This is a genomic window from Bacillus luti (assembly GCF_001884105.1).
GTDB classification, from domain to species: Bacteria; Bacillota; Bacilli; order Bacillales; family Bacillaceae_G; genus Bacillus_A; species Bacillus_A luti.
Genome location: NZ_MACI01000094.1, coordinates 119,493 through 138,333, shown reverse-complemented (window position 1 = coordinate 138,333; position 18,841 = coordinate 119,493). Strand labels below are relative to the sequence as shown.

At 34.2% G+C, this 18,841-nt stretch carries 22 protein-coding genes; 6 read left to right on the top strand and 16 right to left on the bottom strand.

The window, feature by feature from the left end:
- Positions 1–449: 449 nt before the first annotated feature.
- Both BAQ48_RS24710 and rnjA read left to right on the top strand, forming a co-directional pair.
- Entirely contained in the window at positions 450–662 is a 213-nt protein-coding gene (locus BAQ48_RS24710; protein ID WP_000576441.1) for a DNA-dependent RNA polymerase subunit epsilon, read from the top strand.
- A 4-nt stretch (positions 663–666) separates the two neighbouring features.
- Positions 667–2,334, top strand: a complete 1,668-nt coding sequence (rnjA, locus tag BAQ48_RS24705) for a ribonuclease J1 (RefSeq protein WP_000670370.1) — start codon at positions 667–669, stop codon at positions 2,332–2,334.
- A 38-nt stretch (positions 2,335–2,372) separates the two neighbouring features.
- On the opposite strand, the gene BAQ48_RS24700 is transcribed toward rnjA, so the two are convergent.
- From BAQ48_RS24700 to BAQ48_RS24655, 10 genes are all read right to left on the bottom strand, one after another.
- Complete coding sequence (locus BAQ48_RS24700) at positions 2,373–3,038, bottom strand: potassium channel family protein (protein ID WP_001290442.1); 666 nt, start codon at positions 3,036–3,038, stop codon at positions 2,373–2,375.
- Positions 3,039–3,121: 83 nt separating this feature from the next.
- Positions 3,122–3,988: a cytochrome C oxidase assembly protein gene (locus BAQ48_RS24695; RefSeq protein WP_071713166.1), complete on the bottom strand. Its 867-nt coding sequence runs from the start codon at positions 3,986–3,988 to the stop codon at positions 3,122–3,124.
- Positions 3,989–4,265: 277 nt separating this feature from the next.
- Positions 4,266–5,396 (bottom strand): N-acetyldiaminopimelate deacetylase, encoded by a 1,131-nt coding sequence (locus BAQ48_RS24690; RefSeq protein ID WP_071713165.1) that lies wholly within the window; start codon positions 5,394–5,396, stop codon positions 4,266–4,268.
- 62 nt (positions 5,397–5,458) lie between these two features.
- The gene (gene dapD / locus BAQ48_RS24685) at positions 5,459–6,181 is read right to left on the bottom strand and encodes a 2,3,4,5-tetrahydropyridine-2,6-dicarboxylate N-acetyltransferase (protein WP_000783241.1); all 723 of its coding nucleotides are present in this window, start codon (positions 6,179–6,181) and stop codon (positions 5,459–5,461) included.
- A gap of 71 nt (positions 6,182–6,252) precedes the next feature.
- The gene (locus BAQ48_RS24680; protein WP_002019148.1) at positions 6,253–7,137 is read right to left on the bottom strand and encodes a LysR family transcriptional regulator; all 885 of its coding nucleotides are present in this window, start codon (positions 7,135–7,137) and stop codon (positions 6,253–6,255) included.
- 176 nt (positions 7,138–7,313) lie between these two features.
- On the bottom strand, positions 7,314–7,757 hold the full coding sequence (cbpB, locus tag BAQ48_RS24675) for a cyclic-di-AMP-binding protein CbpB (protein WP_000623574.1): 444 nt from the start codon (positions 7,755–7,757) through the stop codon (positions 7,314–7,316).
- A gap of 170 nt (positions 7,758–7,927) precedes the next feature.
- A complete protein-coding gene (abbA, locus tag BAQ48_RS24670; protein WP_071713164.1) occupies positions 7,928–8,119 on the bottom strand; it encodes an antirepressor AbbA in 192 nt (63 codons plus the stop codon).
- A gap of 118 nt (positions 8,120–8,237) precedes the next feature.
- Positions 8,238–8,756 carry a ribonuclease H-like YkuK family protein gene (locus BAQ48_RS24665; protein WP_000348523.1) on the bottom strand — a complete coding sequence of 173 codons (519 nt, stop codon included), beginning with the start codon at positions 8,754–8,756 and terminating at the stop codon, positions 8,238–8,240.
- A 74-nt stretch (positions 8,757–8,830) separates the two neighbouring features.
- Positions 8,831–8,980, bottom strand: a complete 150-nt coding sequence (locus BAQ48_RS28060) for a hypothetical protein (RefSeq protein ID WP_000440535.1) — start codon at positions 8,978–8,980, stop codon at positions 8,831–8,833.
- A 216-nt stretch (positions 8,981–9,196) separates the two neighbouring features.
- Complete coding sequence (locus BAQ48_RS24655) at positions 9,197–9,433, bottom strand: YkuJ family protein (protein WP_000055151.1); 237 nt, start codon at positions 9,431–9,433, stop codon at positions 9,197–9,199.
- A gap of 233 nt (positions 9,434–9,666) precedes the next feature.
- Here BAQ48_RS24655 and BAQ48_RS24650 point away from each other — a divergent pair, with 233 nt between their 5' ends.
- The gene (locus tag BAQ48_RS24650) at positions 9,667–9,903 is read left to right on the top strand and encodes a glutaredoxin family protein (protein ID WP_000717876.1); all 237 of its coding nucleotides are present in this window, start codon (positions 9,667–9,669) and stop codon (positions 9,901–9,903) included.
- A gap of 26 nt (positions 9,904–9,929) precedes the next feature.
- Here the strand turns inward: BAQ48_RS24650 and BAQ48_RS24645 are convergent, their stop codons facing one another.
- From BAQ48_RS24645 to fadH, 4 genes are all read right to left on the bottom strand, one after another.
- Complete coding sequence (locus BAQ48_RS24645; RefSeq protein WP_001233799.1) at positions 9,930–10,418, bottom strand: DUF3993 domain-containing protein; 489 nt, start codon at positions 10,416–10,418, stop codon at positions 9,930–9,932.
- A gap of 55 nt (positions 10,419–10,473) precedes the next feature.
- Positions 10,474–10,602: a hypothetical protein gene (locus BAQ48_RS28055; RefSeq protein ID WP_000544074.1), complete on the bottom strand. Its 129-nt coding sequence runs from the start codon at positions 10,600–10,602 to the stop codon at positions 10,474–10,476.
- Positions 10,602–11,819 (bottom strand): EAL domain-containing protein, encoded by a 1,218-nt coding sequence (locus BAQ48_RS24640; RefSeq protein WP_071713163.1) that lies wholly within the window; start codon positions 11,817–11,819, stop codon positions 10,602–10,604. The genes BAQ48_RS28055 and BAQ48_RS24640 overlap by 1 nt, the downstream gene beginning before the upstream one ends.
- Positions 11,820–12,074: 255 nt before the next feature.
- A complete protein-coding gene (fadH, locus tag BAQ48_RS24635; RefSeq protein ID WP_000660911.1) occupies positions 12,075–12,839 on the bottom strand; it encodes a 2,4-dienoyl-CoA reductase in 765 nt (254 codons plus the stop codon).
- Between the two features lie 245 nt (positions 12,840–13,084).
- Here fadH and BAQ48_RS24630 point away from each other — a divergent pair, with 245 nt between their 5' ends.
- Together BAQ48_RS24630 and BAQ48_RS24625 are read left to right on the top strand one after the other, a co-directional pair.
- Entirely contained in the window at positions 13,085–13,942 is an 858-nt protein-coding gene (locus BAQ48_RS24630) for a metallophosphoesterase (RefSeq protein ID WP_071713162.1), read from the top strand.
- A gap of 97 nt (positions 13,943–14,039) precedes the next feature.
- The gene (locus tag BAQ48_RS24625) at positions 14,040–14,267 is read left to right on the top strand and encodes a hypothetical protein (RefSeq protein WP_000283742.1); all 228 of its coding nucleotides are present in this window, start codon (positions 14,040–14,042) and stop codon (positions 14,265–14,267) included.
- A 166-nt stretch (positions 14,268–14,433) separates the two neighbouring features.
- Here the strand turns inward: BAQ48_RS24625 and BAQ48_RS24620 are convergent, their stop codons facing one another.
- Positions 14,434–16,542, bottom strand: coding sequence for a polyphosphate kinase (locus BAQ48_RS24620; protein WP_071713161.1), 2,109 nt, complete (start codon positions 16,540–16,542; stop codon positions 14,434–14,436).
- A gap of 105 nt (positions 16,543–16,647) precedes the next feature.
- Complete coding sequence (locus tag BAQ48_RS24615) at positions 16,648–18,195, bottom strand: Ppx/GppA family phosphatase (protein WP_242660490.1); 1,548 nt, start codon at positions 18,193–18,195, stop codon at positions 16,648–16,650.
- Between the two features lie 167 nt (positions 18,196–18,362).
- On the opposite strand from BAQ48_RS24615, the gene BAQ48_RS24610 reads away from it, so the two are divergent.
- Entirely contained in the window at positions 18,363–18,821 is a 459-nt protein-coding gene (locus BAQ48_RS24610; RefSeq protein ID WP_000804868.1) for a YkyB family protein, read from the top strand.
- Positions 18,822–18,841: the final 20 nt, after the last annotated feature.

Here is an 18,841-nt window from a genome sequence, read left to right as displayed (position 1 = left end):
GCGTTCACTTTCTAACCTTATTAATGAAACCTGCATATATATATTAGTAAAAATGTGATACTTGTTCGTATGAATTTTCTTTTCTATTCTTTCTCATACTATACCTATAACTAGCGGCTACTAATCGTTACTATAGAATACTTTTCACTGTATGAGAAAGGACAAGATTCACAATTAACTTTTGTTCTCTTTCTTATGTCAGAGACGGAGTTTTTACTAGTAATATGCATGTTTAAAATAAGGGAAGGAAGGAGTAATCATGCTGAAGAAGCTGAAGAAAAAGCTCAAGCGTTATTTAAATGATCTAGTCCGCAAAAAGACAATCGCTTAAATTGTGCCCATTTCGGGCTTTTTCTTCATTCTCATTCGAAAAAACATGAAAATCGTGACTGTTTGCTTTATAATAAGTAACAGATAATGCAAAACATAGACAAGGAGAGGTTTTCCAAATGATTTTTAAAGTATTTTATCAAGAAAAAATGACTGAGGTTCCAGTACGTGAAAATACAAAAGTTTTATATTTAGAGGCTACGTCTGAGAAGGATGTTCGTAAAAAATTAAATAAGTTCGCATATAATATCGAGTTCGTTCAGTCTGTTACTGGTGCTCATCTTGAATATGAAAAGGAAAACGCTGATTTAACATTAGCGGAAATCGTATAGTCATATGAAATTTCTAAAGAATGATCAAGCTGCCGTTTTTGCTTTAGGTGGACTTGGTGAAATCGGTAAAAATACATATGCTGTTCAATTTCAAGATGAAATTATTATTATTGACGCTGGAATTAAGTTTCCAGAAGACGAACTCCTCGGAATCGATTATGTAATACCAGATTACACTTATTTTGTGCGAAACGAAGATAAAATTAAAGGATTATTCATTACACATGGTCACGAAGATCATATCGGTGGTATTCCTTACTTATTACGTCAAGTGAACATTCCGATTTATGGCGGAAAATTAGCAATTGCACTAATCAAAAACAAATTAGAAGAGCACGGATTACTTCGTAAAGCAAAACTTTATGAAATTCAAGAAGATGATGTTATTAAATTTAAAAAGACATCTGTTTCCTTCTTCCGTACAACTCACAGTATCCCAGATTCGTACGGAGTTGTTGTGAAAACACCTCAAGGACAAGTTGTTCATACTGGTGATTTCAAATTTGATTTCACACCAGTCGGTGAACCTGCGGACTTAACAAAGATGGCTGAAATCGGAAAAGACGGTGTACTTTGTCTCTTATCCGACAGTACAAATAGTGAAGTTCCAAACTTTACTATGTCTGAGCGCCGCGTTGGTGATAGTATTCAAGATATTTTCCGCAAAGTAGAAGGTCGTATTATCTTCGCAACCTTTGCATCAAATATCCATCGCTTGCAACAAGTTGTTGAAGCTGCTGTTGAAAACAATCGGAAAGTGGCTGTATTTGGTCGCAGTATGGAAGCAGCGATTGAAATCGGACAAAATCTCGGTTATATTCGCTGTCCGAAAGATACATTTATAGATACAGCTCAATTAAACCGACTACCAGCTAATAAAGTTGTTATTTTATGTACAGGTAGTCAAGGTGAGCCAATGGCAGCACTTTCACGTATCGCTAATGGTACACATCGTCAAATTCAAATTATTCCTGGCGATACAGTTGTTTTCTCTTCTTCACCAATCCCTGGTAATACAATTAGTGTAAGCCGTACAATTAACATGTTGTATCGCGCTGGTGCTGACGTAATTCATGGTAAGCTGTCAAACATTCATACGAGTGGACACGGCGGACAAGAAGAGCAAAAACTAATGCTACGTCTAATTAAACCGAAGTATTTCATGCCAATTCATGGTGAATATCGTATGCAACGTATGCATATGAAATTAGCGAATGATTGCGGTATTCCAGAAGAGAACTGTTTCATCATGGATAATGGAGATGTTCTTGCCTTACGTTCAGATGAAGCAAGCGTAGCTGGTAAAATACCATCTGGCTCTGTTTATATCGATGGAAATGGTATTGGAGATATCGGTAATATCGTATTACGCGATCGTCGTATCCTTTCTGAAGAAGGGCTTGTTATTGTAGTTGTAAGCATTGATATGAAAGAATTTAAAGTTGCAGCCGGACCTGATATCATTTCACGTGGTTTCGTTTATATGCGCGAAAGCAGTGATTTAATCAACGACGCTCAAACATTAATTACAACTCATTTAGAAAAAGTAATGGAACGTAAAACAACACAATGGTCTGAAATTAAAAATGAAATTACAGACACATTGGCACCATTCCTATATGAGAAAACGAAACGTCGCCCAATGATTTTACCAATCATTATGGAAATATAAGAAAAAGGACAATACCTTCATGGTATTGTCCTTTTCATTTATCTTAAAAAATGTTTAAAACGATCTACTTCATCGTCATGACCAATTACAATTAATATATCTCCCGCTTGAATATTTTCCGTAGCTCGAGGAGATACAATAACTTCTTTACCACGTTTAATTGCTACAATATTCAATCCAAACTTCGCACGAATATCTAATTCAATTAAAGAATGACCATCAATTTTTTTATTTGCAATGATTTCTACAATACTATGCTCATCGGAAAGTTCAAGATAGTCTAATACATTACTTGATGCAATATTATTAGCAATCCTTTTTCCCATATCACGCTCTGGATGCACTATGTGGTCGGCACCTATTTTACTTAACACTTTTTCATGATAATCATTTTGAGCTTTTACAGTAATATTTTTTACACCTAACTCTTTCAAAATCAATGTTGTTAAAATACTTGAATTTAAATTATCTCCAATAGCAACGACTACATGATCAAAATTACGAATACCAAGGCTTTTTAATACCATCTCATCTGTTGAATCTGCAATTACAGCATGCGAGGCTATATTTGCAAACTCATTAATTTTATCCTCATCTGAATCAATTGCCATTACTTCCATACCTAATTGAGCTAGTTCCCGACAAATACTTCCACCAAAACGCCCAAGTCCAATGACAGCAAATTCTTTTTCTTTCTCACTCACAGGAATTCCTCCAATAACTTCAAGTACTATGTATTTTCATTGTAGCATACTTTATATGCGCCACAAAAACCTGTAGATAGTTCCTATTTTTGTTTTTGCATATAAAAATATTGTTGTAAATAAAAGGAAATACCAACAAGCAACATGCCAAATACAAATATATTTCCAAATGAACTAAATGTTTCAAAAACGAATAATAATGTTTCTTGGCCGAAAAAAGCGAATAGAAGCTGTGTAAATGCAAATAACAGCGCCCATTTGTAATGATGTTGATGGAATAAATAATGCGTTGCACCTAAAAAAGCAATAAATGAAACGATAAAAATCCACCAATTTTCTAAAAACATTTGCCAATCAGAAAATTGATATCCATTTACTAGTATCGCAATAATTCCTATAACAGCCATCGTTGGCACACTCCAAAATAATGCCCGTCCTCTAAAGAAACGAGTCCCTTTAACATCTCCTTTTTCATGTGCAATGTATGTTAATACTACTGTACTTATGTACAAAACAGAAAGAATTGTTAAAACGATAATAAGCCAAAAGTGTAATTGATAATACTCATGTTCTATATTCGTCACGATTGCAGCTAGCATACACGGGATTAACATTCCCGTCCAACCATCTATTTTTCTTTCATTCCAAAACACTGTATTACCAATCCGGATTCCTAACAACATAAAAATAATAATCCCTAATACAAATAGCGTAGTTTTATTCCCTACTAAACTCGTTGAGAAAGCAATTAATCCAATAAATAAAAAGAGCACAAACCCATTCATAATTTCTAGTACAGGTGATAAATACCTCTTCACCCATTTATATGTTTCGTCATATTCATTATTATCTACTAAACGGTAGGCATAAAAACTTATCCCAAAATAAACCGCCGCAATAATAACGTATGCATATAAGACAAAACATAAAATTGCACTGCTAATTTGCACGTAATTCCCCACCCTTTTTTCTATGTTTCACATTGATTTTACACATTTTTCATAGTAAAAGTAAACATATATAAGTTAGTTAAATAATTCTCTTTCCTATTAGCAATAATTAATAATGAGCAGCGGCTCACCCTGCTCATTATTAAGACAACCAATTAAACTTTTTAAGAAAGAATTTTCATTCCTTCATTTTGTATGCTAATGTCTAAAATCACTCTATATAAGCTGTGCTTACACCTTATAACAAAAGTGCCTTTGTCCCCTAAAAAGGTGGGAGTTAATTTCTATTCCCTTTCCACTTTACATATTGGTCTATACACACAATCGCCTTTTCAATCGCTTCTTCATCTGGTTTTAATTTCGCGTGATGTAAACCATATTCTGAATTTACCCCAAGCCAAAACATGAATCCAGGAATCTCTTGAAGCATATAACCAAAATCTTCACCTGTCATTGCCTCAGTACATGTAATAACATTCATATCCGTTTGTTCACGTACAAATTGCATAAACTCCCTTGTTAACTCTTCGTGATTATACACTTGATGATACATCGCTCCGTAGTCAATAACCGCTTCACATTGGAAGGAAGCTTCTATACCTGCAACAATTGCCTCAATCCTACTTTTAACACGACTCATTGATTCCACTGATAACGTTCGGATCGTTCCTTCTAACCGAGACTTTTCTGCTATAATATTTTGAACTGTACCGCCTGTTATTTTCCCAATTGTAATTACCGCACTATCAAGAGGATTCACATTACGACTAATAACGGATTGAAGCTGTGTAACAAGGTGACTTGCTGCAACAATCATATCATTTGCAGTATGCGGATAAGCCGCATGTCCACCTTTCCCTTTTAAATCCACATATAACTCAGATGTATTTGCAAACAACAGCCCTTCTTTTGTAGCAATTGTTCCTACAGCGTATTCAGGTGCAATATGAAGGCCAAGAATAATATTCGGTTTCCATTCCCTTAACTCTTCACTTTCTAACATAGGGAGAGCACCCCCTGGACCTTCTTCTGCCGGCTGGAATAGGAATACAAGGTCATCATCTATTCTTTCCGTTACAGCTGCTGTTAGAAGTCCTAAACCGATTGTTGTATGCAAATCATGCCCACATGCATGCATCATTCCATCATGAACAGAAGCAAACTCATATCCAGTTTCCTCAGTAATTGGTAAACCGTCTATATCTGCACGATAGCCTATAATTTTTTCTGGATTTTTCCCATTTACTTTAACAATGACACCCGTTTTCCATACTTTTACTTCTACATATTCATCCGAAAGCGTTCCTATATAATCTAAAATATACTGTTGTGTTTTCCACTCTTTAAATCCAATCTCCGGTATTTTATGTAAATCTCTACGAATTTGGACGAATTTGCTCTTTGTCATTTTTGCACCTCTATCTATAAAAAGCGTAAGAGCCCGTTTATGCTCTTACGCTTTTTTTGTTTTTATTTCTCTGGGTTTAATTGACGAAGTTCTTGTTTAATTTCAGTTTTTGCTTTTGTCTTCTCATCAATTTCTTTAATTACACGTGCTGGAGTACCTGCAACAACTGTATATGGAGGTACATCTTCTGTTACAACAGCTCCTGCTGCTACAACTGCACCCTTACCTACTGTAACTCCTTCTAATACAACAACGTTTGCACCAATTACAACATCATCTTCAACGATAACTGGTTTTGCAGAAGGTGGCTCAATTACACCTGCAAGTACAGCACCTGCACCTACGTGACAATTTTTACCGACAGTTGCACGTCCACCAAGTACTGCGTTCATGTCGATCATAGAACCTTCACCAATTACAGCACCGATGTTAATTGTTGCATTCATCATAATAACAGCGTTGTCGCCGATTTCAACGTGATCACGAATGATCGCGCCTGGCTCAATACGAGCTTTAATACCTTTTAAATCAAGCATTGGAATTGCAGAATTGCGACGGTCATTTTCAACAACATAGTCTACAATGTGCTTGTTATTTTCATCAAGAATTGTCTTAATTTCAGACCATTCTCCAAATAATACACCGGATTTTTTATTTACAAATGCTTGTACTGTTTCAGGGAATGTTACTTCTTTTAAATCCCCTTTTATGTATACCTTTACAGGAGTTTTCTTTTCACTTTTTTGAATAAACGAAATAATTTCGTTAGCGTCCATCATTTTCATTCTTGTTGCCTCCTAAATCCATTTATACTGTTACTCTACCAAACGATAGAGCGAGTAGCAAGATAATAATCCTATTTTTCCATTTGAATTTCTTCTATAATTTCTAAAAATGCTTGTACTTGCTTCAACTGTCTTGCCGATTCACTCGTTAATAACCATGTTTCTCTCGTTAATTGAACAGGTGTTTTATACATATTTTCCTGTACTTCTTTTAAAACAGTAGAAGGTAATAGAGCATAACCTATACCATTTAAAACAAGTTGTTTGCACGTCTCAATTTGGTCAACTACAATTGTTCGCTTAGGTGGATTAGAAAATAGTCCATACCACCAATTTTGTATTTGTCCATAATAAGTCGAATCACTTTTAAATTGAATAAATGGTCTATTTGTTTCTTTCAACATCGAAATATCTTTTATTTCTTTGTCGACTAAATATAATTCATCTTCAAATAATTGTGTCTTTTGTCCTTTATACTCCTGCGATCCCCTTAATATAGCAACATGAACGTCACCTTCATAAAATTGCTTTTGCACTTCACTACTCCAGCCAGTAAACAGCGATATCTTCACAGAAGGATATTTATGCACAAATTTTTTCAAAACAGGAGGGAGCCAATATTGACCAATAACTGATGCAACAGCTATTTTTAACGTTCCGTGAGTTTCTGTTCTAAAAACAGCAAGCTCGCTTTTAATATCCTCTTCCCTTTGCAACATTTCCTTTGCATAATTTGCGACTTTTTCCCCTTCAGGTGTAATTGTCAATCCTTTTTGTGAGCGAATAAAAAACTTCATTCCCCATTGTTTCTCCATAGATTGTAATCGTTGACTAAGCGCAGGTTGGGAAACAAATAAACGTTCCGCCGCTTTTCTCATATTTGATTCCTGAGCTAACACAACCATCATTTGAAAATCATCAATTTGCAACTTTCTCCCTCTTTCCTTAGCTTCCATACACCTTATTTCAATAAGCTTTTCATCTTAATTTAACTAAATACTTTTATACCGAAAAACAATTTTTCCGCCCTAACTTTTCTTATGTTTTTTATCCTTTTAAATATAATACATACACAACCGATATGCACGAAAAAAAGTGACTTCTCTGTTTCTATGAAGTCACTTTTCTCATGTTATCGATTATGTTGTCTCACTTTTTTATTCAACAATTTCAAAATAGCCCGGCGTGTTAAAATCCCTTCAAAATAGCCATCTTCATTGACAGCGCAAATAAAAGGATGATCAATTGTCATTTCTAAAGCTTTTGCAAATGAATCTTCTAACTTAAGAACTGGAATATCTTCCTTCATCACTTGTTCTACTTTCATATCATCAAGTCTTTCAAACTCAATGCGCTCTAATCCTAACATACCGTCTAAAATCATAGCAGTACTAATCAACCCATGCAGTTTATACATTGGGTCTAAAACAGGTATCGCCGAATATCCAGATTTCACAAGAACAAGTAAAGCATGCTCTAAACCATTCCCAATTTGGACATGTGCTACTTTTTCTGATGAAATCATTAAATCCTTCACAAGAATTTGTTGAAACTCATCTTTCGGAATACTTATCATGTTACATCCCCCATTTTCCCTTTTTCCTGCTTATATTCACCGACTCTATTCATATTTTATGACAGCGTTTTCATATTATTATTTTGTCCTTAGCTTTATTTCAATAAAAATACAATTACACGGCTATTTTAGCATACAACACAAAAAAAAGACTACCATTTCGGTAGCGCTTAATACCCTTTATTTTTTAATCTGTAAAATAGCCTTGTGATTTTTTTATATTGCGTCACATCTGTCTTTTTCAAACCACTCTCAATATCTGTAAGTTCCACAGCTAAAATTTCACTCGCATAATTTTGCTGAAATAGAATATCTAATAACAAATTTTCTTCTTCTTTCGTTAAAACAAACTCCTTTTGCATATGCCCCTCTCCTTATACTCGCATCGTTACTTTCATTATATAAAATTTCTAGCCTATTTAATAGATGTAATATTCAGTTTTTAGTAAAAGACATATAAAAATCGAAAATATATAGAAATTATTTCGTATATCGATTGGCATAACTAAACGCCGCATAAGCATCCGGCTTAATTTTTGCAGTCAATCCCATCGCTTGAATTTTCGCTGTCATATCTAAAATAAATTCTTTTGTTAAACCATCATTCCCGATGTCTAAATGAATTTCCATTATAAACCCTGCCCCATCTTGCGCGTGCGGATGCAATAAATCCCATATTGTTTGTATGTGATTAGGAGTAAATAGGCATGCAATTTCTTGACTAAACTGCGTTTCTAAATATATTTTCTCACGTAAAGTTGCTGGTTTATCTTTTACTGATTTATGGTGTAAGCAACCCCAAGCTCCTTTTCCAACACGATGAATATGAATTGCCGTAATAAATCTTGTATCCTTTTGATGTGCTTGTGAGTCTGTCCCAATGGATAATCGATATAAATTTCGTGGATCCCTTTCAATGAAACTACAAATACGGTTAAAGACCATATCAAAATTCAAATGTCTCTCTGAAACATTATAAAATGTATGTTCACCGTCCACATAGTCACGTCCTTTCAATTAGACAGACTTTTCGTATTCTCATTGTATGGGACAAAAACAAAAATTATAACTCCCTATCCTTTATTCGTTTCAATATTCCGAATTACACAATGACATACTTGGCACGTATAAATTACATTTTGATTAGATTGAGCTGTTAATACATGAATAATCTCAGCAGAATTGTGGCAATTAGGACAAATCACAACTGGTAAACGTTCCACATAACACACCTCCTAATTATTTTTATCAAGCTATTTGTGGGTGGTAGGACTCCTGATTTGTGTAGCTTAATAATGAGCGGATAATAAACACCCCCACCAATTAAATTTTCACTTTATTACCATTGTAGGATAAATGAAAAATTCCTATACATATATGCCGGAAAGTATTAGAACTAAAAAAGGTACTGCCTTATGGCAGTACCTTTTTTATATGTATCAAGAAATGATATCGTAAATCTCAATTGCAACCATGTCGATATTATCGAATTGATACACTTGAGGTTTTTCACCTTGTTGATACACTTCTAACTCATACATTTCACTTTTATCGAAAAATTTCACGCTACATTTGCGCTCACCGTTCACTTCAAAATAGCGTTGTGCTACTTCACCGCTTTCAGCTTGTTCTTGTAGACTAACAAGTCGAGTTAAAATTCCTTGGAGTAGAGACATGAAATCTCTCCTTTCTCTGATCTTCCTACCAATAGGTTTTACAGCTATACTCATTCTATCCGTCATAACAGAAAAAATGTTCCACACTCTAGGATAAAGGTTATTGGCCAGAAACTCAACTAAAAATTTGTCGAAATTCGAAGGAAAAAACAGAAAGAACATATTTTCCCTTCTTTATTGCGATTTTTATACTGGAAGAATATAATAAAAAACAGAAAAAAGGAGGAATTACAATGAAAAAAATTGAGGTTTACACACAACCTGATTGTCCGCCATGTGTCATTGTGAAAGAATTTTTAAAGCATAACAACGTTGCATATGAAGAATTCAACGTAAAAAAAGACGCTGCTGCTCGCGACCGCCTTTTATACGACTATGACTCCTATTCAACTCCAACAGTTGTAATTGACGGGGAAGTTGTTGCAGGGTTTCAAATCGAAAAATTACAACAGCTACTCAATATAGAATAGGAATAGGTAAATACCTATTCCTATTTTTATAATTGCTGTAGCCTTTTTATTTCAGTTAAAAGTTCCTGACTTTCATGATATCCTGCTAGTTTCCATTTCCCTTGATCTCTTTGCAATGTTACGATTTGGTATTGACCACTTTTCGCCCGCTCATATACGTATAAATTTTTGTGTTCTTCATCATATGACATTTTCGTTTCTGAATTAAAAGAAAACGGCGCTTCTTTTGCTGGAAGTAAATATTCGCCACTTTGCTTTTCACTTCTACTATTTTCATCTGTAAATACTTGAAGGAAATTATCTGTAAAATACGGTGATAATGTCTCTATCATCTTGTTCACAGGCAAATGCTTCCCACGAATTGAAAATTGGGTCTCATAACCTTTTTGTATCGTCGTAAACACTTCTTTCCGATCAACTTTCAACTCCTCTTTTCCTAATACGGTTGTCACACTATAACCAACTAGAAAAGCAACACATACAAATAGAACAAACCATATTCCATATTTCCTCATTTTTTCACCTTCCTTTTAAAAAAACTTGTCTTTGTAGTATTCATTGTAACAATGATTATGCAAAGAAAGGGATGGTTTCGTTCGTAAAATCTTTACAACGATAGACAGCATTTTCATCACCATTTTCACTATTACCAATTTCTGATAAAAACAAACAAAAAAATGCACGAATTTCTTCGTGCATTAAAACAAAACATCCTCTTCATATAAATATTCATACGATAAATCTATAAATAAAAAGTTTTCATCATCAATTGGGAATGAGAATGTTCGTACCATTTCACCGGTTTCGATATCGGCATATAAATCCGAGAGCCTTGCCTTATTCTCAAAACGCATTTTCATAATATTCTCTAGAAAATACGGGCGCCAACTCCAGTTCTTCATGTAATACTCTGGCATCACAATCCATTCTCCATCTTTTTTCATCACATTACCTGATTGTTGAAAACCATCTTCATTACAAATAAATATACGGAAACTACACTGTGACACGCTTTGGCTAAATTGTAATAACCAATCATTTATATCTTCATTCTTTTTTTGTTTAGATAGAACATCACCAATTCGATCACGTAACATCTCTGTTAAATTATAAATTTTTTGCAGCTTCTTCTTCTCATGTTGAATAAACTGATGGCATTCATTACCAAGTCGCTCTTTTAAAACATTCGTTTCAATAAAATCAGGTAAACATTCTTTCAAATAATCACCTTGGTAATATCTACCTCCGTTTTTCCAAGCATATTGTAATTGATAAAAAGCATCTATTTCTTCATATAACAATGTCGCACCAATTCTTCTAGCGAGTAATGATAAAGAATATAAAATATCTTGATAAGATTGTAAAAGTGCAGTTTGCCTCAAGTTTGTTAAATCTACTTTTAAAATATCCGGTGCTAATACGCTAATCCGTTCTAAATTACTTGTACCCGTTCCGACCTTATTTATCGAAATTTGAATACCATATGTACGATAATACATAAGCAAATGATTAAATTGCTCTATATCTTCTTTACATTCATGTTCTGTAATCTCTAAAACAATGCGTTTCAAATTTAAACCTTGCTTTTCATACATTAATAAAAGTTGAAGTAAACTTTCATCCTCATCATTCATTAATACGTTAGCATTCCGATGTATAAATAATAATAATTGTTGATCGCTTTCCAAATAACGATCCAAAGCTTTCTCTACTATGATATTATCTGCTTCCAGCTGAAACTCGCCTGGAATAGAATCATCATGAAAGAAAGACGCTAAACTTTGTATACCCTCTTCTGTTTGAATACGTCCTACTACTTCATATCCAATTACTGTATGCTCATCAGCACTAAAAATAGCTTGATAATAAGGAAGGACTTTATCCAAGTTACTCATTACATCTAATGCATCTATCAACGTGCTTCCCTCCCTTTACTTTTCAAAAATTATAACACGATATTTACGGAAAAATAATAAAAAATCCCTTCAGTTTTCCTGAAGGGATTAGAGGGGTAAAATGCTAAGGGGAATTAGCAATTCTACTATGAAGAAAAAAGAGGTCTTAAATATACCGTATATATGACCTCTTGTAAACACCTTTCTTTCACATGTCACATTTTTGTCACATTTAAATACAAAAAGATGAATCAAACATTCATTTAGTCATCCCTTTTAAAATGGATATTGATGCAAGTGTTGTCCTCCATCCATTGTCATACAAGTACCATTTATGTACGCAGCTTCATCTGAACATAAATAATAAGCTAGACCTGCAATCTCTTCTGGCGTACCTAGTCTTCCAAGTGGAACACTTTGTAGTGTTCGCTTAGCCATTTCTTCTGAAATCCATAATTTATCGGCACCGCCCGTACGCTCAATCGGTCCTGGCGCGATAGCATTAACTCGTATTCCATATTTACGTCCCCACTCGACCGCAAGTGTTTTCGTCATTGCTAATACGCCAGCCTTCGCTGCAGCTGAATGAATAACTCCTGGACCTGCATCCCATGCATATGTTGCTACCATATTAATGATATTGCCTTTTATGCCTTTCTCAATCCAATACTTCCCGACAGATTGACTACAATAAAATGTGCCATTTAACACAATATTAATGACCGCATTCCAGCCATTCACAGATAGATCTTCTGCTGGACAAATAAAGTTTCCAGCTGCATTATTTATTAAAATGTCAATTCGACCAAACTTCTCATCAATATGTTCAATCATTTTCTGAATGTCATCAATATTTCTCACATCCATTTGCACAGGTAATACTTGCCCCGGAAACTGTTCAATTTCTAACTTTGTTTCCTCTAATTTTTCCTTTGTACGCCCTGTAATAACAACTCGTGCCCCTTCTTTTGCAAAACGAGTTGCCATTCCTTTTCCCATTCCACTAGATCCACCTGTTATAATAACTACCTTTTCTTTCACATACATCCCCTCCCAAAAATGAATACACATTCATTTTATCACTTTATTTGATAGAAATCTTTATATTTTTAAAGTTTTCTGATATTTTAACGTAAAGAGGTTTCTTTTCATTCATTTTTTTCCGTAATCTATACTACTTTTTTATTAGATAAAATATATTTTTAAAAAACTGAAAGGAGATTTGAGTAGCCTGTATACGAAACGAAAACACAGAATATAAGTCAAATAGGTGTACTCATATTTTTATGAAGCCAATTACAAGAAGAAATTTTTTAAAAACCGGAATACGCACTTGTCTATATTCATTTATAAGCGCTAGTATCGGATACTATTATGCTAAATATATAGAGCCCCACTGGCTCTCTTTCACACGGCACACACTTACATCACAGCTCATACCAAAAAGTTTTCATGGCATGAAAATTCTTCAATTTAGCGATTTACATCTCGGATACTATTTCTCTCTCCAACATTTATCTCAAATCGTTTCTAAAATTAATGCTGAAAATCCAGATATTGTCCTTTTTACTGGTGATCTCATTGATAATTATCAAACGTATACTGATACTCCTTTCGTTGCAGCCCTTTTAAAAAATATAAAAGCCCCTTTCGGTAAATTTGCTATTTATGGAAATCACGATCACGGTGGATATGGAACTGAGTACTACGATCACATCATGCGTGAATCTGGATTTGAACTATTGCAAAATAAAGAAAAACGAATTCGTTTACTTGATAATAGTGAAATTTCTATTTTGGGGCTTGATGATATACTACTGGGTAAACCAAAAATAGCGGAAACTTTGCAGCATGCTCGGCAAAATATTTATAATATTGTTCTTGTTCATGAACCCGATATCGCGCCGCAAATCGCAACATATCCAATCAACTTACAACTGTCTGGTCATAGTCATGGTGGACAAGTACAAATTCCTTTTCTAGGCGCTATTATTACCCCGGCGCTTGCAGAACACCATATTGAAGGTTTCTATGCAATTCAAGATTTAACTCTCTATGTCAATCGCGGCTTAGGGAGAACTCGTGTTCCATTTAGATTTATGTCAAAACCTGAAATTACGATCTTCACACTACAACATTCGTAACAATTCGCCTATTTTCTTACATATCCTTTCTTGTACGCGCTCATCCATGTTTCGTTTACCATATGATAAAAGTGAGTCCAATAAAGGAGGTTTGTTCATGTATCCATATTATCAGCCAATCCCAGTCCGTTCAGCACCTATTGGCCCAGTAGGCGACTCACGCTTCTTTCCGTTTTTTGGCGTCCCCTTTCTAGCTGGAATTGCTGGTGGATTGCTCGGCGGCGCATTGGCTTTCGGCCCTAGACCGTATTATCCACCACCTTACCCACCACCAGCACCTTATCCTTGTTACGGTGGACCTTGTCAATCACCATACTATTATTAATGTACTGCAACAATTCTACCAATGGTATTTTCTCTCTTAGCCAATCCATTTACATGCTTACAATAAAAACTATTCTCTCTACTCATTCTTCTATTTTGAGAACGTATAATAAGTAGAGAACAAATGAAAAAACCTCTTTTACAAGAGGTTTTTTCATTTGTTCTCATTATTCAGCGTCTGTATTTTGATATGCCATCTTAAACAACTTCACTTGGCTATCAATTTCTTCAGTACTACTATTAATAATATAATAGTAATCACCGTCTTTATTTTGTTCACGCGTTTTCACATTATCAGCTAAAGTAAGCTGTAAAATCGCCTTAATTCTTGCTTTCATTTCAATATCTAAAATTGGGAAGGATATTTCTACTCTTTTCTCCATATTACGTGTCATCCAATCAGCTGAAGATAAATATATTTTCTCCTCTCCATTATGATGGAAATAGTAAATACGGCTATGTTCTAAATATCTGCCCACAACACTAACTACACGAATATTTTCACTTACATTTGGAATACCAGGCCGTAGGCAACATGTTCCTCGAACGATAAGCTCTACCTTTACTCCCGCTTGTGATGCTTCATACATTTTTTTTATTAATGGTTTATCTGTTAATGAATTCATCTTAGCAATAATATAGCCATTTCCATATTGCCTATGATAACGAATTTCTTCATCTATTAAATCCATAAATTGCTCTCTTATATCAAACGGTGCAACCGATAAATGATGAAAATGCGGTTTCGTTGTATAACCGCTCAAATAATTAAAGAAATTTGTTGCATCGACTCCAAAATCTTTTCGTGATGTAATATAGCCAAAATCAGTATATAGCTTCGCTGTTGCATCATTATAATTTCCGGTTCCAAGATGTACGAACCTTTCGATTTTTCCGTTTTTTCTTCTTACAACTAGCGTAATTTTACTATGTGTTTTCAGGTGACTTACACCGTAAATAACATGACATCCTGCCTGTTCCAATTCTTTTGCCCAATGAACATTATTTTCTTCATCAAACCTTGCCTTTAATTCGACCAACACCGTCACTTGTTTTCCTTTTTCAGCCGCTACCTTTAGCGCCTGAATAATTGGAGAATCACCACTTACACGATATAGTGTTTGTTTGATTGCAAGTACATTGGCATCTTCTGCCGCATCACGAACAAAATCAACAACTGGCTGAAACGATTCGAAAGGATGGTGCAATAAAATATCATGCTCGATTGCTTTTTCAAATACATCCTCTTCATCACCTAAATCTTGAGGTGGTTGCGGAATAAGAGCCGGATAAACGAGATGTTCATATAAAGGTGCTAATTTTTTATATAAAGAGAATAAACATGTTAAATCTAACGGTCCATCCATCATGTATACATCTTCATCTCTTACTTCCAACACCTCATACAATAACGCCAATACTCTTTCATCAATATGTTCTTTGCCAACCTCTAAACGAACGGCAGCTCCCCATTTACGCTTTTTCAATTCTTTTTCAATGACTTTCAATAAATCGCGTGCACCTTCTTCATGAATTGTTAAATCCGCATTTCGTGTAATACGGAAGCGAGTAACAGGTGACACTTTATACCCAGTGAATAATTTATGTGTAAAACCACTAATGACATCTTCTAATAAAATAAATTTATGTTTTTGACCTTCACTCGGTAAAAATATGAAGCGTTCAAGTAATGAAGGTACTTGTACAATCCCTAGTTTCGTACGGTTTTCTTCCTCCACTTGCTTCTCATCATATAAAATAGTCGCTAAGTTCAAACTTTTGTTTAGTAACATTGGAAATGGACGATATGCATCGATAGCTACAGGAGTTAACACTGGGAAAATTTGCTCATCAAAGTACTCTTCTATAAATTCTCTCTGCTCTTTCGTCAAATCATGGAATGTTAAACGCTCGATTCCTTCTAATTCAAGTGCTGGCAATACATAATTTTTAAACGTGTTATATTGAATAGTCATTAGTTCATGCGCTTTTATTGCAATTTTATTTAACTGCTTTTTCGGTGTTAATCCTGCTTTATTTTCTGGTTGATTAAAACCCGCACTCACTTGATCTTTCAATCCTGCTACGCGTACCATAAAAAATTCATCTAAATTCGAACTGAAAATACTAATAAACTTTAACCTTTCCAAGAGCGGATTATTTTCATCTTGCGCTTCTTGTAATACACGTTCATTAAATGCTAGCCAACTTAACTCACGATTGTTGTAATAAGCTGTATCATTTAAATTTACTATATTCCCCTTTAGCAATTCCATTCTCTTCACTTCCCCTGAAACTTTTTTACTATAATTTAGTTACTTTCATTTTAGCAAATTACAATATTACAAAGTGTAAATTTTTTGTAAAGACATCCGTACAACTTAACGTTTTACTTCAAATAATAAATTAATGTTCGTTTTCAACACTCGTTCTAGCTGCTTTTTTTGCTTTTCAGCTTGCACTTTTTCTGCTAATGCCGATTCCTCACATAAAATTCTAAATGTTAGTCCTTCTTTGTTTTCTGTTATAAATATCGTATCAACAAGCAACCTTTGTCTTACATTTAACGCAGCTGAAAACTGTAAAACAGCTCCTAATAGACGAATCTTTTTTTGTTCACTTTTATCAAACCAACCTTCAAATGGAGATAAATGTTGTTTAAATAACATTTTTGATTTATAAGATGCAATAAGCGCTAATCTCACTCGATCTTTATGCATCATGCCGTCAATCGTTTTATTCGCTAACAAATAAAACGTATGTAAACGGCTCGCTTCATCGTCTATGTATTTTCCTATATTAAATACTTTCGCTGCTTGATGGAATACTTCCCTGTCTTTTTCTGACATAGAAATAAGACCCACTCCTTCAATCTGTTGACAAATCATTCTTCCATGTTTAATGAGTTGAATAACAAACTCCATATCCATCTCATACTCATGTGATAGTAAATGTAAATTTTCTTCAACTACGTTTGGATAGTATGAAATCCCTAAATCTTTCGTTAATTCTTCATAGAAAACACCTTCTCTTAATCCCTTTCTACTTAATACAAATGCTGGTGCCTCTATAACATTAACAAGTGTATGGAATACCTCGACCGCTGGTACAATTGTATCCGCTCTATCTTTTGCTAAACCTTCCAACTTTTGTAGTTCTACGAACGATAGTTTCTCCAATTCATCTTTTACATTTTTAATATCTTCTTCCTTCATTTTGTATAAATGTAATCCTGCTATAGGGTAACAACTTAAATTTTGATGGATTTTCACCATATTTCTTGCACTACCGCCAATTGCAATAAGAGGCAATTTTTTATTGATTAACCACGGTAATGTCTGAAATTGATATTCTAAATACGTTTGAATCTTCTCTAGCTCATCTTCAGTAGGAATATCCCCTTTAATAAAGTGTTGCTTTAAAGACAGTGCCCCAAAAGGAAAGCTATGGTACTCTAAAATCTCTCTGTTTCGGAAATATGTAACTTCAGTACTCCCCCCACCAATATCTACTGTAATTCCTTCAGTGAATGAAGTTGAATTCATAACTGCTAAATAGCCGTAACGTGCTTCTTCATATTCTGATAACACTCTAAGAGTGAAGTCTGTTTGTCCCTCAACAAGTTTTTTAATTTCATATTGATTCTCAGCCTGTCTAATTGTTGCTGTTGCAACACAAAGCACATGATGCAACTGATGGAATCGCGTACTTTCTTGAAATTGAAATAATGTTTGTAACAATACTTCTATTCCTTCTTCAATGAGCACACCGTCGACTAAGTAATTCCTTAACCGAGCAACAACTTTCGTATTTTCTATCTCTTTATAAAAACCCCCGTTTTGCTTTTCATAAATAACTAAACGCATTGTATTGGATCCAATATCTATAATGGCATACTGTTGTTTTAATATTTCTTTCAAACTTCTCACTCTTTCATTATCAAATTTCTAAAACACATTCTATTACTATTATACAAAATAGTTGTTTTTTGTAACAATATTGCTTTAATATTGAAAATATATACAATCACTTTTTGCATATAATAAAAACCTATTTATTTATGGTATAATAATGAAAAATTGAAAGGAGATTCAATATGAAACCTTCACAACCACAATCTCAATTACAAAACCAACATTCTATTAATCGACTAGCTCAATCTATTTTCGTTGTGAATCGTCATGCTAAAGCTGCAACTAATCCTAAATATTTATACTGGTTAAAAAAGACGGCTTTAGAACGTTTAATTACTGAAAAAAAAGCGATTAAAGAAGGACTACATTTTTCTAGAAATCCACGTTTTAGCCAACAACAATCTGATGTTCTTATACGTTTAGGCGATTATTTTTTCCATATCCCTCCTACGAAAGAAGATTTTCGAATCCTACCACATCTTGGTCATCTTGAATCCTCCTATCGAAACCCGAAAACAACCTTATCTTTAACAGTAGCAAAAAAAACACTTCAAGATTATATTGGTCCTGAAGCACTAAAACAAGAAAAAAAATTAAGTGAACCTGTTCCATGGTATAGCCGTACCTATACAAAAAAATAAAACAGTTTGGCCTACGCAAG